Source organism: Enterococcus crotali (genome assembly GCF_000633635.1).
Lineage (GTDB): Bacteria > Bacillota > Bacilli > Lactobacillales > Enterococcaceae > Enterococcus_L > Enterococcus_L crotali.
The window spans coordinates 26188-42394 of record NZ_AYPQ01000010.1; the positions used below are offsets into that span (position 1 = coordinate 26188).

Here is a 16207-nt window from a genome sequence, read left to right on the forward strand (position 1 = left end):
AAATGAGAGAAAATAAAAGACAGGCTGAAAATCATTTAAATGATTTCGGACTGTCTTTTTTAACTATTTTTTCTCAATACAAAACAAAATTGGCGGATTGTTTTTCTGATTGACAAATTGGTAAGTCAAGACGCTATATTCGTCTTGAGGCAGTTTTTGAGAATAATCTTGGACTAAAGATAATTCTGCTTCGCCGCCCGTGTGTCCATAATAAACAACTAAAATAATCCGTCCTTTGGATCGTAGTCTAATCAGCAAAGCATCTAAGGCTTGTTTTGTTGTATCTGGTTTTGTAATAATTTGTTTGTCGCTTTTAGGAAGATACCCTAGATTAAAGACAGCGGCAGCCAAACGTGTTTCTGTCGGAATCGTCTCTTCAATGGTTTCATGACCTTGATGAAATAAAACAACTTGTTTTTTCAAGTCTAATTCGATGAGCTTTTTTTCAGTGTTTATCAAGGCTTGTTCTTGTACATCATATGCGTAAACTAAGCCTTCTGAACCAACAAGCTGTGCTAGAAAAGCTGTATCATTTCCATTGCCCATCGTAGCATCAACAACGGAATCACCTTGTTCTATCACTTCTTTTAAAAGTGTGTGACTAAAATGAAGTGCGGTTTGCAGCATTAGGCAAGAACCTCCTTACGTACATTATAAATTCCCTGTACACTATTTCGACGTTTCATTTCATTATCAATCGCATTCAACACTTCCCATTTCTTTAAACTCCACATTGGGCCAACTAATGAATCAACAGGTGCATCACCTGTTAAGCGATGGATCACAATCTCTTTTGGAATCATTTCCAACTGATCACAAATAACAGTGACATAGTCTTCTCGAGTCATCAATTGTAAACGTCCCTCATGATAATCTCTCAACATCCGTGTATTCGTCATAAGGTGCAATAAGTGCAATTTGATTCCTTGAATATCTGAGTCAAGGATCGTCCGACGAACATTTTCTCTCATCATCTCTAGATTTTCACCGGGTAAACCGTTGATCAAATGAGTACAAACACGGATATCATGTTTCCGTAGTTTCGCTACACCGTCTAAATAGATTTGATAATTATGTGCCCGATTAATTGTATTGCTGGTATTTTCATAAGTGGTTTGTAAGCCTAGTTCGACCCATAAATAATAACGCTGGTTCAATTCTGCTAAATAGTCAACAACATCATCTGGTAAGCAATCAGGACGTGTGCCGATTGAAATACCGACTACGCCTTTTTCATTGACTACTTGTTCAAAACGATGCCGAATCACTTCAACAGGTGCATGAGTATTGGTGAAATTTTGGAAATAAACGATATATTGATCAACTTGAGGCCATTTTTTATGCATCATTTGAACTTCTTTTTGAAATTGAATCGGCAAAGGATCTTGCGGTGCAACGATCATATCACCTGATCCTGATACACTACAAAAAGTACAGCCACCTTTTGCAACAGTCCCGTCGCGGTTGGGGCAATCAAATCCACCGTCTAACGGGACCTTAAAAATTTTTCCGCCAAACTGCTGGCGTAACGCATAATTCCATGTGTGGTAGCGTTTATTTGGATCTTCTGTATATGGAAACTCAGACATTTTCATTCTTCTTTCTATTGTTGTTTACTTTTGAAGCGCCAAACAAAGCGTTTTTCTAAATAAATTGGATAGGTCATTAACAGCCAAGCTAATCCAAAACAGAATCCACCTACAACATCACTAGGGAAATGAACACCTACATAGATTCTGCTGATACCAATCAGAAAAATTCCTAAACCTAAAAGAATTTGTAAAAATAAACAAAGATTTTTTTGTTTAATAAATTGCGGTAATAATAAAATAATCGTTCCGTATAACAAGACACTTCCAGTAGAATGTCCACTTGGAAAGCTGTAACTATGTTCTGTTACTAAATGATTCAATGTTGGGCGTGGGCGCATAAATAATAACTTGATCAAAGGATTTGCTACGCCAGCAATTAATCCTGTATTGATTAATAGCCAAAGAAGCTCGGCATAATATTTTCCTCTAAATAATACAAAAGCAATTGCTAGAGTAAGAATCCCGACAGTCAACGGATCAGCGAATCTTGTATACCAGATAAAAAATTGATTAGCAGAAGGATACGGCGTTCTTACGAGCGTTGTGATCGTCTGATCAAAACCGTTTAACCAATCTGGATAAAAACGTACTACATAACCTAAAAACATAAAAACAACCAAAAAACAGCTGCCTGCAAATTGATAATATAATTTATTCTTCATTAAAAGATCCTTTCAAAATTAGATAAAGCCTATTATAACATCAAATAAATAAGAAGACATCTGAAAAACTAGAAAAAGAAGCCTATATGAAAACTTTAAAAGTTTCATATAAGCTTTTAAATAAGAAGAGAATTACTCGTCTTCTCCATCATCATAATCGGAAGGTCCTTCAACTGAAATATCTCCAGAATTTGTTTGTAATGTGAATGATTTTGTCCCTTTTCCACGTTTGTAAGAAGTTCTTTCTTTCCCAAAAATCGTGTGATCACCCAATTGAGTTTTTGCTTTGATTGTTATATCATACAAAATTTCTTCTGTGTGTATCTCGATGTCTCCTTGTTGAGATTCAACCAGTAGTTTTTTAGGAATTTCTGTTCCAGATAATGAAAAGCTGCCATTGACACTTTTAGCTTGTGCCTCACCTTTTAAATTGGACACTTGAATATCACCATTGGTCGTCTCAATGTTAGCGACACCCTTGACTTCATTTAAAGAAATGTCACCAGAGGTACTGCTAGCAGACCATTTTGAAGCAGTAAAATCATTTACGTTGATATCACCGTTGGTCGTTTGGAAAGTAGCTTCGTCTGCACGAACGTCATTAAAGATGTTAAGATAGCCATTTGTTGTTTTAATCGCTAGTTTTTCAGCGTTGACATCATTAACATCGATATCAGCGTTGGTAAAGGAAATGGCTAAATCTTTTGTCGCTGCATTTGAAAGATGGATAGCACCATCAGATTTACCATCAATAATCAACCGTTCGGTGTCTTCTGGAATCGTTAGTGTCACGGCCGAACCTCTATCAAAAAAACCAAATTTTAGTCCTTCAAATTCCTTTTTTCTCTGATCGCTACTTACTGAAATCAATAACTGGTCATTTTTTTCCTTAACATCTAAGGTGCTTTTTAAAGAAACTGGTAAAGAACTGCGAGAGTTCATTACAACCTTATCCGAATTGTCAGTCAAGACATAAAATTCAGCATTGCCAGAAAGGTTTAGATGGATTTCTTTTTTACTTTGTTTATTTTTTATATCATACGTTTGTTTTTTTTCATCGACCATAGAATTTTCAGCACGACTAAAATAAACAGCACCGCCTATTCCACCGATAATCATGCTAAAACACCGATAGTTAGAAAAAATGTAGTTGTCTTTTTCATATTAAACCTCTCCTCTTAAGACACGAACGTTCCATTGTAGATAACGTCGCAAACAATTTCCAAAAAATTTTGTTAAGGGCAGTAGAATCACTATCCCAACGATTCCAGCACCAGAAAGAAAAATACTAGCAAATAACTGGAACATCGCTGCATCGTTGAAGCCAGCAAAGACTGAGATTCCTGCTAAGATAGGTGAAAATAAGAAGACAACAGCAACTAGCCAACAAGCGAAAAAGACCATGATGGCAGCAAAAATCATCCAAAACATAAAGAGAAAGTTAAAAGACAGCACTCCAGCAATTTGACAGAATCTTGTAAAGCCGCCATGGTGTGGACGTTCATAAGAACGGTAAGCATCATCATAAGGATGTTCAAGCTCTTCTTCATAATAATAGTCATTGTTCACAATTGGCTGAATCTCTTGCCAACCATCACGCTCAATTCTTTTTTCAGGAACGGAGATATCAAATTCTTGTAAAATCTCTTCAGCGATTCCTCGTGGTTTTCCTAAGCTTTTAGCGATTTGTTCTTCTGTTTCACCAGTAGCTGAGCGTTCCTCAAAAATTGCTTCATATTTATTCAAGATAAGAGCTTGCTGTTGGTTAGTCAGAGGTTTAAGGTAGATTTTCAATTCGATTAAAAAATGTTCTTTATTCATTATTTTCCCCCATTTCATTTTATCGTCCGTTTACTTCTTCTCCACTATAATTTTTTTTTGGAGTAATAACAAGCCTTTGATTAAAAAATCAGCCTAAGGTAAAGGGAGGTATCAGCCTTTAGACCTAGTCAGAATATCAAAGAAATAGTAAAAGATTGTAGAAAAAAGCAAAATAAAAATAGTTGGAAATGTTTTACATTTTTATTTGCATATTAATGAAAGAAAATAAAAAAATATTTCTATTTTCTTTAAAAAAAGGGTATACTATAAATCAAGGATTACTTTTTTAGAAAATTCGGAGGATATATTATGAAGAAGTACGTAATATCAAGAAAAGAGCGGAGGAAAGCCGAACAAAACAAGCTTGCTTATGGTCAGTTCAAAAAAGGAACCACTGTGCTTAGCTCAGCACTCGTTGTTTCTTCGATCGCTGCACCGATTGCCGCACCAAAAATAGCAGAAGCAGCAGAAGATCAAAGTTCAAGCGCACAGGTAAGTTACTCAGATACAATTACACATACAGAAGCCGTTCAAGCAGAAACGACGACTGATTCAAACGATTCGATGACACAAGAAACTCAGACAACAACGCCTGAAACATCTTCAAGTGAAGGGACATCTGAAACACTAGAATCATCAGAATTAAATACATCAGAAACAACACAAAGTACTGAGTCAACTGAGTCTACAGAAGAATCAACTGAAACAACAGACTCTTCAACGACTAAAAAAGAAACAGAAGAATCAATAGCGCCGGATCTTATGATGCGTTCAGCATTTGCTCAATCTAGAAGTGTCAGCCCGAGTACATTCATCGCCGAAATTGCTGGACATGCAAGTTCTGTTGCAGCAGCGAACGATTTATATGCATCTGTAATGATGGCCCAAGCTATTCTTGAGAGCGATTGGGGAAGAAGTACTTTAGCTGCACCACCAAATCATAACTTATTTGGAATCAAAGGAAGTTATCAAGGACAATCTGTTACCATGAAAACATGGGAAGTTATAAATGGACAGTGGGTTCAAGTAGATGCAGCATTTAGAAAGTACCCTTCTTATTCAGAATCATTCATTAATAATGCCAATGTTTTGAAAACGACATCTTTTCAAGCTGGTGTTTACTATTATTCAGGCGCATGGAAAAGCAATACGAATTCCTATAGAGATGCAACGGCTTGGCTGACTGGACGCTACGCAACAGATCCAGGGTATAATACGAAGTTAAATAATATTATTACAACGTATAACTTAACTCAATATGATACTCCTTCATCTGGCGGCGGAAGTACAGGAGAAAGCAAGCCTGGCGGAGGTAACACAGGTGGTAATACAGGTGGTAATACAGGTGGAAATACTGGTAATAATACGGGCGGAGGAACCAGTAGCCAAGACGTGACTCATACAGTAAAAGCTGGAGATAGTTTATGGGCACTATCTGCAAAATATGGTACATCGGTTGCTAATATTAAAAGCTGGAATAATCTTTCTAGTGACGTTATTTACGTAGGTCAAAAACTGGTTGTAAAAAAAGGAACAGGAAATTCTGGAAGTACAGGTGGAAGTAATAATAACGGGAACACTGGTGGTTCTGGTAACACAGGAAACTCAGGAAACACAGGGACCTCAAATACTTATTACACAGTAAAATCAGGTGATTCGCTGTGGGCGATCGCCAATGCAAATGGTATAAGTATAACGAATTTACGTCAATGGAATAGTTTAAGTGGAGATATCATTTACCCAGGTCAAAAACTGATTGTGAAAAAAGGTTCTGGAAATACTGGCGGAGGCAGCACAGGTGGAAGTACTGGTGGCTCAACAGGAAATTCAGGCGGTTCTAACGGTTCAGGAGCATCTAACACTTATTACACAGTAAAATCAGGCGACTCACTGTGGGCGATCGCTAATGCGAACGGTACAAGTATAGCGAATTTACGTCAATGGAATAGCTTAAATGGGGACATTATTTACCCAGGTCAAAAACTAGTCGTGAAAAAAGGTTCAGGAAGTACTGGCGGCAATACCAATAACAGCAATAGCGGTTCAACTGGAAATGCCAACAGTTCAAATAATTCCGGAACTGCTACTGGTTATTACACAGTAAAATCAGGTGATTCGCTGTGGGCAATCGCCAATGCGAATGGTATAAGTATAGCGAATTTACGTCAATGGAATAGCTTAAATGGGGACATTATTTACCCAGGTCAAAAACTAGTCGTGAAAAAAGGTTCAGGAAGTACTGGCGGCAATACCAACAACGGCAATAGCGGTTCAACTGGAAATGCCAACAGTTCAAATAATTCCGGAACAGCTGCTGGTTATTACACAGTAAAATCAGGTGATTCGCTATGGGCGATCGCCAATGCAAATGGTATAAGTATAGCGAATTTACGTCAATGGAATAACTTGAGTGGTGATATTATTCAGCCAGGTCAACGTCTAGTTATTAAAAAGAGTCAAGGCGGTTCTGGTTCTTCTAGCAATCAGGGCAACACTCAAACAGCAGGTTCACATACCGTAAAAAGTGGTGATACTTTGTGGGGACTGGCTCAAAAATATGGCACAAATGTTCAAAACATCAAACAATTAAATGGCTTATCAAGTGATATCATTTATATTGGTCAAAAATTGAAAGTTAGATAAAACGATTGAAATTGCTGGCAATGTTTGGTAGTATAGTAGCACACAATAGATATACAAACAGTGAAAAGGAATAGTAGAAAGAACCCTGTTTTAGAGAGCGTATGGCTGGTGAAAATACGTACAGAAGCTTTTGAACTCGCCTTTGAGTTATTTTACTGAATTAGTGACAGATAAAGATTCTTTTCGATTTTGATGAGCGGCAGAAACAGCTCAACGACAATCATCTTCACTTTATTAAGTAAAATCGGCGGCAGTCGTTATAATGTTGAGGCTTGTATTTATACAAGTGAACTTAGGTGGTACCACGTTGTCGATTATACGTCCTATAGGAATATTTTCCTGTAGGGCGTTTTTGTTGCAAGTCACAGCAATTGCTTATAGAGCTGATGAATGGGCAACTTTTGATGGCAAAGGGAAGAGACGTTATCTAACTTATGAAGTATCGCCAAGCCAACACTTTAACAAAGTGAAAAAGGCGAACCTAAGAGACAGGTAAACCGATCACCAGCAGAAATTATTAATAAAAAGTTGCATAAAATAGGAGGAGAAAAACGTGAGTTACGATCACAAGAAAATTGAGAAAAAATGGCAAAAATATTGGGCTAAGCATAACAGCTTTACTACCCATGATGATCCGAGTAAAAAGAAATTTTACGCTTTAGATATGTTCCCGTATCCATCAGGACAAGGGCTTCATGTTGGGCATCCAGAAGGTTATACTGCAACAGATATTTTATCTCGTATGAAAAGAAGCCAAGGATACAGTGTTTTACATCCAATGGGTTGGGATGCCTTTGGCTTGCCGGCAGAACAATATGCGTTGGACACAGGTAATGATCCAGCTGAATTCACAAAAAAAAATATTGAAACATTCAAACGTCAAATTAACTCCTTAGGCTTCAGTTATGATTGGAATCGCGAAATCAATACGACAGATCCTGAGTATTATAAATGGACACAATGGATTTTTACCAAGCTATATGAACATGGCTTAGCCTATGAAGCGGAAGTAGCAGTGAACTGGGTACCAGAACTTGGTACAGTTATTTCAAATGAAGAAGTGATAGATGGCAAAAGTGAGCGTGGTGGCTACGACGTTGTTAGAAAACCAATGCGCCAATGGATGCTTAAAATCACAGCTTATGCAGATCGTTTGCTAGATGATCTAGATTTGGTCGATTGGCCAGAGAATATCAAAGATATGCAGCGCAACTGGATCGGACGTTCTGAAGGAGCGAACGTTGATTTTAAAGTCAAAGGAAGTAATGAAACTATCACAGTCTTCACAACTCGTGCAGATACATTGTTCGGTGCAAGTTATTTAGTCATTGCGCCTGAATTAAAAATAGTTGATGAGATTACAACACCTGAGCAAAAAGCGGCAGTAACAACTTATCAAGCAGAAGTAAGTAAAAAATCTGATTTAGATCGTACGGATTTATCTAAAACAAAAACAGGAGCCTTTACAGGTGCCTATGCAATCAATCCAGTCAACGGCAAAGAAATCCCAATTTGGATCGCAGATTATGTTTTGGGAAGCTATGGAACGGGTGCTGTCATGGCTGTTCCAGCTCATGATGAAAGAGACCACGCGTTTGCTGATAAGTTTGGTATCGCAATGATTCAAGTTATTGAAGGTGGAGATATCACGAAAGAAGCATACACTGGAGATGGTCTTCATATCAATTCTGGTTTCTTAGATGGTCTAACAAAAGATGAAGCAAATGAAAAAATGTATCAATGGCTGACAGAAAACGGCTGTGGTAAAAAAGAAGTCACTTATCGTTTGCGTGATTGGTTATTTTCTCGTCAACGCTATTGGGGGGAACCAATCCCTGTGATTCATTGGGAAGATGGAACAACAACGACAGTGCCGGAATCTGACCTACCCTTGACCTTGCCCAAAACCGATGATATCAAGCCAAGTGGAACAGGTGAATCACCACTTGCAAATATTACCGAATGGATCAATGTAGTCGATCCTGAAACAGGCAAAAAAGGTAAACGTGAAACCAATACAATGCCGCAATGGGCTGGAAGCTCTTGGTACCATTTACGTTATATCGATCCACATAATAAAAATGAAATTGCCAACTATGAAAAATTAGAACGTTGGTTACCAGTAGATATTTATATTGGTGGGGCTGAACATGCGGTACTCCACTTGTTATATGCACGTTTCTGGCACAAATTCTTGTATGATATCGGTGTTGTACCAACAAAAGAGCCATATCAAAAACTATACAATCAAGGAATGATCTTAGGCCAAAGTTTCCGCGATAGTCGTGGTGTACTCGTTCCTACAACTATGGTTGAAAAACGAGATGGTATTTGGGTAAACATCGAAACAGGTGAAGCACTTGAAGAGGCTCCAGCCAAGATGAGTAAATCATTGAAAAATGTCGTGAATCCTGACGATGTTGTTGAAAAATACGGAGCAGACACATTAAGAATGTATGAAATGTTCATGGGCCCACTCGATGCATCGATTGCTTGGAGTGAAAATGGACTTGAAGGTAGTCGTAAGTTCTTAGACCGTGTGTGGCGTTTGATCGTAGATGAAAATGACAAGATGCGTGATCGTATTACAACAATAAATGATGGACGTTTGAGTAAAGTGTATAATCAAACTGTCAAAAAAGTGACAGAAGATATGGAAAATCTACACTTCAATACGGCAATCTCGCAATTAATGGTTTTTGTCAATGAAGCCAATAAAGTTGATGTTTTGCCATACGATTATATTGAGGGATTTGTTCAATTATTAGCTCCAATCGCACCGCATATTGGTGAAGAGCTATGGGCGATTCTTGGAAATGACGAAAGTTTAACGAATGCACCTTGGCCAACATATGATGAAGCTGCATTGATTGAAGATGAGGTCGAAGTTGTTTTCCAAGTGAATGGAAAAGTTCGTACAAAACTAAATATCGCTCGAGGCTTGAGCAAAGAAGAATTAGAAGAAAAAGCACTAGCTGCTGAAGAAATCCAAGCATTTATTGAAGGAAAAACAGTACGTAAAGTGATCGTTGTACCAGATAAACTGGTGAATATTGTAGCGAATTAATTACCTATAAAAATGTAATTGGCTGACGCCAAGATAAAAGTGTTTAGCTTCGAGAACAATACCTACCTAGTTCTCGGAGCCTTCAATTCTCAAAGAATTTGATGTGATCGAAGCATAGCTTAGTAGCTATTTTTTCTCGCCGTTTATTCGGGTTTAGAGCACGAAATAACACTAATTTTTAGTGTTTTCCCGCTCCAGTCTTTTTATTTTGTTGAATTAATATAGCTTTATTTAGTAACCTATTTTGAAGAATTAATAAAATGGAGTGAGGAACAATGGGCAGAATCCAATCTGATCATTGTTTCTCACTCCTATACATAGTTAAGTTAGGTTGTGTAAAAATTTTTGGGAATTGTCTATTAGTATAGATTGACTAATCATAGATTTCAACAAAGTATGGATTTCGAAATCTATATTCTCATTCAAGAGATAATTTTCGAGATCTTCAACTTCATCATCTTGCACGATTGATATAATCTTTTTGACTTGTTTCTCGTTTAAATCAAAGTCGATGATCCCTTGAAAAAATAAGGTCTCTTCTTTGTTTTCTTCAAGAGCAATTATGAGTAGTAATTTTTGATGGTATTTAATTTTTGACAATTCATCTTTGATATTATTATCCAACTTTGCACCTCATTTTAAAATAGGAACTGACTTATTGCCCATGCTATAGTGCGAGCAGCAGAACTTGGTATTTTTAGTTCGTGTATCATGAATGAAACTAGTCGAGCCTCAATAGAAGTGGAGATTGATTCAAGAAATGTGCCTAGTGCAAATGCATGTTTTTTAAGTAAATTTGCATTCTTTTTACTTAAAATACCAACAACTTTGCTAAGTAAATTTCCACCATATTTTAAAGCCAAAACCATCGCTTTTTTCTTAAGACCTCTGGCTTGAGGGCGTAGATCATTTGGATTATTTTGTTTATCTTCAAATAGGGATTTACCTTCATCAGATAAACCAGAGTAAATTTCATTTTCATAATTTAGATGTTTTTCAGTGGCGACGTTATCATTCGCAAATACTTGGGAAGTAGGGACAACATAAGTACCAACTAGCAATGTAGAACAAAATACCAACATAAGTTTTTTTAGTTTCATATCAATCAACCTTCTTTCATTTTTTACTCATCGCGATTGAGATAATTCATATTATATATTATGTTATATTAAATGTAAATGTTTTTTTACTTTTTAAAAACAAAAATAATCATAGAGGTCGATCGTTCATAAAATAGTTTTGCTCAATTGTGAAAATCATGCTACAATGTTTCTAAGAAATGACGAAGGTGGTGAATAAGTACAATGGTCAACATGTCAAAAATAACAGTTAGCTTTTCATATACAATGGAGTACCTGGCTTTTTGTCATGTTATTATTTCCGATTTTTTAACTCAAGGGACGAGTGTGCCCAAAAAGGTTGATCAATTGAATAAAACAGACCATTCAGACTTATTTACTTAGAAAACAATCAGTCATAAAATAACATGATGTTTGCTAATAGAACATGCTCCCGTCTAAAAAATAAAGGAGCTAACTTTGCATCTAACAGTAAATAATGAAGGTTGAACGAAGAAAAACGTTCAGCTTTTTTGTGTATACCAAATAACTAGAAAAAATGTAGGTCAAAGGAAAACGAAAAGCAAGAGTGTTTCGTTTTGTTTATCTGTCTGAATGGCAGAAAGAGGACGATATGTTAGTACAATTACAAAAGATAACCAAAAACTATGGAAGTGTTCCACTTTTTGAAGAAGTAAATCTACAAATAAATCAAGGAGAAAAGCTCGGACTGATCGGTACCAACGGATCAGGAAAATCAACGATGTTAAGGATTATCACAGGACGTGAACCAGTTGACTCAGGGACGGTCAGCTGTAAAAAAAATATTCGTATTGGCTATTTAGCTCAAATGCCAGAAGTCTATGAACAACAAGTCAAAACGTATCTGTTAGAAACTTTTACATTACAGAATTCGATTCAAAATCAATTAACACATTTGGAAGAAGCCATGACTGATCCAGACTGTGATTTAGAAAAAATATTAGCTCGCTATGGTCAAAAGCAAGAAGAATTCCAACAAGCTGGCGGCTATGAAATGGAAAATAGACTAGAAATGATTGCTAACGGTTTAATGATCACTCATTTGTTGTCGAAAAAACTTTCAGAGCTAAGCGGTGGTGAGCAAACGATCGTTTCTCTAGCAAGGATATTATTACAAGAGAATGAATTGGTTTTATTGGATGAACCGACCAATCATTTGGATGCTAAAAGAATCACTTGGCTAGAAGGTTATTTAACACATGAGAAAACAGCTTATTTGATTGTTTCACATGATCGTTTATTTTTAGATCATACAGTAGATAAAATTATAGAGCTAGAATCAGGACAGCTGCAGGAATACAAAGGGAATTATTCAGCGTATAAGAGACAAAAGGAAGAACAGCTTGAAAAGTTGAGAAAAGATTTTGCAGAGCAGCAAAAGGAAACCCAGAAAATTAAACTAGCAATTCGTCGTTTTCGTCAGTGGGGTCACGAAGGTGATAATGAAAAATTCTTCAAAAAGGCTAAAGAACTGGAAAAACGTTTAGAAAAGATTCAAAAAATTCCTAAACCTAAAGATGAAACCACAAAATTAGGAAAGAAATTCAAAGAAGCTGACCGTTCTGGGAAAGAGGTGCTTCACTTTAAGGCTGTTAGCAAGCGTTATGCTGAACACCGCTTGTTTGATCAAATCGACTTTTCGTTATTTTGGCAAGAGCATTCAGCCATTATAGGCGAAAACGGTGTCGGAAAAAGCACATTGTTAAAACTGGCATTGGAATTAGAATCAGCGGACAGTGGCGAAATCAAACAAGGAGCGAATCTTCAAGTCGGTTATTTACCTCAGGTCATTGATTATGAGCAGCCTAATCAAACAATTTTAACTTCATTCAGCCAAAGTTGTTCTTTGCCAGAACGAGAAAGCCGCCAAGCGCTGGCAAAATATTCGTTTTATAGTGAAGATGTGATGAAACAGGTTCGGTTTTTAAGTGGTGGTGAAAAAATTCGTTTAGAATTGGCTAAACTGATGCATAATGAAGTGAATTTTTTAGTGCTAGATGAACCAACTAATCATTTAGATATCGAAACTAGAGAAGAAATCGAAGAAATATTAGAATCGTTTAAAGGAACCCTATTAGTTGTGTCCCATGATCGTTATTTTTTACAAAAGATGTTTGATACATTTTTGATCGTTGACCAACTTAAGGTAAGGAAACAAACAGGAACATATTTAGAAATACTTACAAAAAACATTTAACTCCAAGAAACGTCCCCTTCAGAAATAAGCTGATATTGCACAATATCTACTTGGTCATAGAAATTTGAAGAGTAGTTTTTGAGAATTCTTCCTTACTTCTCAAGGGGATATACGTTTCACTCAATCTAAACCTGCCCTCACCTTTTAATCAGATTCTCTTTTCCTAGTGTTTAAAATTGAAGTAATTACCCACAAGAAAGAGCAAAATGAAAAGAAGATGTCAGTGCTTAAAAAAAACTTAATCTTTATGAAAAGAAAATTGAGAGCAGATAAAGAGCGGATTTGTTATAAAAAGTTTTAAAAAAATAAGTAATTGATAAAATAAATAGATAAACAATAAAAAACTGACGTTATTAAATTGATATTAGTTGCAAATTACAATACAATGATATACGTGAGGAAAATTATTTGCTTAGTTTCTATTAAAAAGTAGGGGAGGCCTGTCATGAAAAAAAATATTCGTTTGTTTTTAATTACATATATCATCGTAATGATTTTTCCGATTGATTGGTCTTACGCTATAGAGGTAGAACAAGTCCAAATGGAGCAACCAAACGAGGAAACTTTATCGACCACTGAATTAACAGAATCAACGGAGGAAGAATTAGTCTTAGATTCATCGGAGCTGATTAGCACTGATGCTTCAGATACACAAGAATCAACGGAAGAAAAAGAATTCATTGAAAAAGATAATATAACAAATAGTAAAAGTATAAATAACGTTTCAGATGAAAACGAAGTTGAAATGAGCAGTGAGAATAGGTTAAGGATCGCTGCCCAAGATGAAGATGGTTTTTGGCTAGTTGATTCAGCTGCTACTTTGACTGAGTATTTAAAAGATAGTCAAAAATTAAATTTTCGTTTAACAAACGATATCAATTTGGGTTCAAGTGGTTATCAGCTTAAAGATAAGATGATCATAGATGGTGCAAATCATATTATTACATATAATAAAGGCGGTACAGCTGCCAGTGGTTTTTATGCAAATCAAGCAAATGCGGTTATCGAGATACGCAACACACAATTTGGTAATAGTGATGGTTCAGGCGCAGTTGGTTATTATGGGATCATATCTGGAATATCAGCAGCAAATATGACTTTCATTTTTGATGGAGTCGATTATTATTCTACAAATGGTCAAATGATTTATAACATAGATGGATCGGTCATCATGCGTGGGCAAAATAGAATCGATCAACGAGGTACGAGTACATATTCCCAGGAATGGGCAGAAATCAATTATGTAGAAATTCAAAGTGGTCATACGTCAATCCAACATTCAGGTACAACAGAGGCATTCATCTGGTCATCGGGAACGTCTTCAGCCAATCCACATGCGAGAACTTCTCAAATCGTAGTGAGAGAAGATGCACAACTGGATGTACAAACGAATGGAAATGTCATGTATGGCTCTCTTTCACCAAGTTACACTGTTGAAAAAAATGGTATCTTTAATTTGGACAAAGTCACACTAGCATCAACGAGTTCTAGAAATCGATTTTTTGCTGCTAATCTGACCCAACCAATTACATTTGACTTTAAAGAAAATGCTCAAGTGAACTTTAAATTACCTTTGCCGATTAATCTATATACCGCTAAAGGCGGTATGACGATTGGTGAAAATGCTGATGTTTCAATAGATGTTGCAAGTGGTAATGTCTTTACAACGTCTAGCTCCAGTACATTTGCTATCAATATGAATAAGGCAAAGCAAGTGTCATTTGCAGGGACGAGTCTGGGAACTCTTGGGTTAAATGGCGCCAGTGGTGTCAATAATTTGTCTTTCACTAGCAACTATCTACAAAAAATAGAGACCTATTCCAGTAAAACGAGTAGTACACCAACACAAGAAATATTCAAGACAGCGTCCGATTTGAGTGTTCAAGGAACGAACTTTACGAATATCCCAGGGTCTAGTGATCCATTCAACGCAACAGAAATACTTGCTTTAAGAAACTCACAGAAAATTGTGTTTAGTGAGTTTATAGATGTTCCTAATCAATTAGACCTTTTTGCGCTTGATGCGTCAGATACATCCATTTCGTTATCTGGAAGCTCTGTGAATAATGGCAGCCCAGCAACAGAGGTGAAATTTTTCATTTTCTCTGCAGAAGAAGATGCAAATGATTTAAGGAATGCAAGACAAATCGTTACGTTAAACTCATTTGATGGTCAAATAAACACAGCACTCAAGTCATATTATAATGTTGTCGTGGATGGTCTAAATCCAAACACTCTTTATTGGGCTCAAATGGTTGTTACTAACCAAGCGGGAGAAAGTGAATTTTCTGACACGGAACTTTTTGCTACAAAACCGCAGTTGAGCAATCTCACAGCTGATGTCACAACTACTACTGCCATTATCAATGGAGAACTAGCAAGTGATACAGGGAAGTGGACGGATTATTCAAATGGTGAAGCTGCAGCAATCCCAGATCAACCAGCTTATTTTGGTGCTAAGTATCGCCAAGTCACAGTTGAATATAGCAAAAATAAGACCTTTCCGGAAAATGAAACAAACTATCAAATTGCTGATCTTTCAGGAGATAAGAATCAAAAATTTAGTACGAAATTAAAAGGGCTTGAAGAAGATGTTACGTATTATGTTCGAGTGAATGTTGCAGGCGTTTATGGGGAAGAAGTTGTTTTAGCAATGACGCCTCTTACGGAATTTCAAACGGTAGCGGAAATCATCAAAGTGGAAATACCGATTGAAATGGCTTTTCAAACACAAAATCAAGATATTGGCACGCCACAAGAAGGCGAGGTCTCCTCTGGGGAATATCAAGTCGTAAACAAAGGCAACACGGCAACAAAAATTTCTTTAACTAATCTGAGTAAAGAAAATGCGGATGCCAATCAATTACTATTATTGAATAACCTTTCAGGAAATGCAGGTCAAAATGAACTTGCGCTGCAAATGCTTATCAATAATGATCAGTCAAACACGCTCTTTTTGACGAATGATTTAATTCACTCCCCATTATCGATCGGCGTGTTGGATCCCAACGAACAGAAAAGTCTGACTCTTAGAGGAAAGTACTTTAATGCAACGAACCAAGCAATTTTCCCAACCTATAAAATGACTTTTAAAGTGGAAAGAAATGAAGAATGAGAGGTAATTT

General features: G+C 36.6%; 11 protein-coding genes and 1 other annotated feature. Of the genes, 4 read left to right on the forward strand and 7 right to left on the reverse strand.

What is annotated here, in order from left to right; translation table 11 throughout:
- Positions 1-63: 63 nt before the first annotated feature.
- The 5 genes from mnmM to V192_RS0117995 all read right to left on the reverse strand — a co-directional run bounded on the left by mnmM (position 64) and on the right by V192_RS0117995 (position 4075).
- Positions 64-627, reverse strand: a complete 564-nt coding sequence (mnmM, locus tag V192_RS0117975; RefSeq protein WP_025873655.1) for a tRNA 5-(aminomethyl)-2-thiouridylate-methyltransferase MnmM — start codon at positions 625-627, stop codon at positions 64-66.
- A complete protein-coding gene (gene mnmL / locus V192_RS0117980; protein WP_025873656.1) occupies positions 627-1589 on the reverse strand; it encodes a tRNA modification radical SAM protein MnmL/YtqA in 963 nt (320 codons plus the stop codon). Before mnmL ends, mnmM begins: the two co-directional genes overlap by 1 nt.
- 14 nt (positions 1590-1603) lie before the next feature.
- The gene (locus tag V192_RS0117985; protein ID WP_025873657.1) at positions 1604-2254 is read right to left on the reverse strand and encodes a phosphatase PAP2 family protein; all 651 of its coding nucleotides are present in this window, start codon (positions 2252-2254) and stop codon (positions 1604-1606) included.
- 132 nt (positions 2255-2386) lie between these two features.
- Positions 2387-3373: a DUF4097 family beta strand repeat-containing protein gene (locus V192_RS20670; protein ID WP_239644739.1), complete on the reverse strand. Its 987-nt coding sequence runs from the start codon at positions 3371-3373 to the stop codon at positions 2387-2389.
- A gap of 45 nt (positions 3374-3418) precedes the next feature.
- The gene (locus V192_RS0117995; RefSeq protein ID WP_025873658.1) at positions 3419-4075 is read right to left on the reverse strand and encodes a DUF1700 domain-containing protein; all 657 of its coding nucleotides are present in this window, start codon (positions 4073-4075) and stop codon (positions 3419-3421) included.
- Between the two features lie 309 nt (positions 4076-4384).
- On the opposite strand from V192_RS0117995, the gene V192_RS0118000 reads away from it, so the two are divergent.
- Complete coding sequence (locus V192_RS0118000; protein ID WP_025873659.1) at positions 4385-6718, forward strand: LysM peptidoglycan-binding domain-containing protein; 2334 nt, start codon at positions 4385-4387, stop codon at positions 6716-6718.
- A 51-nt stretch (positions 6719-6769) separates the two neighbouring features.
- Positions 6770-7047 (forward strand) — a binding site (T-box leader).
- A gap of 224 nt (positions 7048-7271) precedes the next feature.
- The gene (gene leuS, locus V192_RS0118010; protein WP_025873661.1) at positions 7272-9785 is read left to right on the forward strand and encodes a leucine--tRNA ligase; all 2514 of its coding nucleotides are present in this window, start codon (positions 7272-7274) and stop codon (positions 9783-9785) included.
- Between the two features lie 321 nt (positions 9786-10106).
- Here leuS and V192_RS0118015 read toward each other — a convergent pair whose 3' ends face one another.
- Entirely contained in the window at positions 10107-10409 is a 303-nt protein-coding gene (locus V192_RS0118015) for a hypothetical protein (RefSeq protein WP_025873662.1), read from the reverse strand.
- Positions 10410-10423: 14 nt separating this feature from the next.
- The gene (locus V192_RS0118020; protein ID WP_025873663.1) at positions 10424-10885 is read right to left on the reverse strand and encodes a hypothetical protein; all 462 of its coding nucleotides are present in this window, start codon (positions 10883-10885) and stop codon (positions 10424-10426) included.
- Positions 10886-11477: 592 nt separating this feature from the next.
- Here V192_RS0118020 and abc-f point away from each other — a divergent pair.
- Positions 11478-13082, forward strand: a complete 1605-nt coding sequence (abc-f, locus tag V192_RS0118025; RefSeq protein ID WP_025873664.1) for a ribosomal protection-like ABC-F family protein — start codon at positions 11478-11480, stop codon at positions 13080-13082.
- Between the two features lie 445 nt (positions 13083-13527).
- A complete protein-coding gene (locus V192_RS0118030; protein WP_025873665.1) occupies positions 13528-16197 on the forward strand; it encodes a fibronectin type III domain-containing protein in 2670 nt (889 codons plus the stop codon).
- Positions 16198-16207: the final 10 nt, after the last annotated feature.

Excerpts from the sequence above, each read along its gene's own strand:
- mnmM (WP_025873655.1), bottom strand. The coding sequence starts at position 627 with ATGCTGCAAACCGCACTTCATTTTAGTCACACACTTTTAAAAGAAGTG.
- mnmL (WP_025873656.1), bottom strand. The coding sequence starts at position 1,589 with ATGTCTGAGTTTCCATATACAGAAGATCCAAATAAACGCTACCACACA.
- V192_RS0117985 (WP_025873657.1), bottom strand. The coding sequence starts at position 2,254 with ATGAAGAATAAATTATATTATCAATTTGCAGGCAGCTGTTTTTTGGTT.
- V192_RS20670 (WP_239644739.1), bottom strand. The coding sequence starts at position 3,373 with ATGATTATCGGTGGAATAGGCGGTGCTGTTTATTTTAGTCGTGCTGAA.
- V192_RS0117995 (WP_025873658.1), bottom strand. The coding sequence starts at position 4,075 with ATGAATAAAGAACATTTTTTAATCGAATTGAAAATCTACCTTAAACCT.
- V192_RS0118000 (WP_025873659.1), top strand. The coding sequence starts at position 4,385 with ATGAAGAAGTACGTAATATCAAGAAAAGAGCGGAGGAAAGCCGAACAA.
- V192_RS0118020 (WP_025873663.1), bottom strand. The coding sequence starts at position 10,885 with ATGAAACTAAAAAAACTTATGTTGGTATTTTGTTCTACATTGCTAGTT.
- abc-f (WP_025873664.1), top strand. The coding sequence starts at position 11,478 with ATGTTAGTACAATTACAAAAGATAACCAAAAACTATGGAAGTGTTCCA.
- V192_RS0118030 (WP_025873665.1), top strand. The coding sequence starts at position 13,528 with ATGAAAAAAAATATTCGTTTGTTTTTAATTACATATATCATCGTAATG.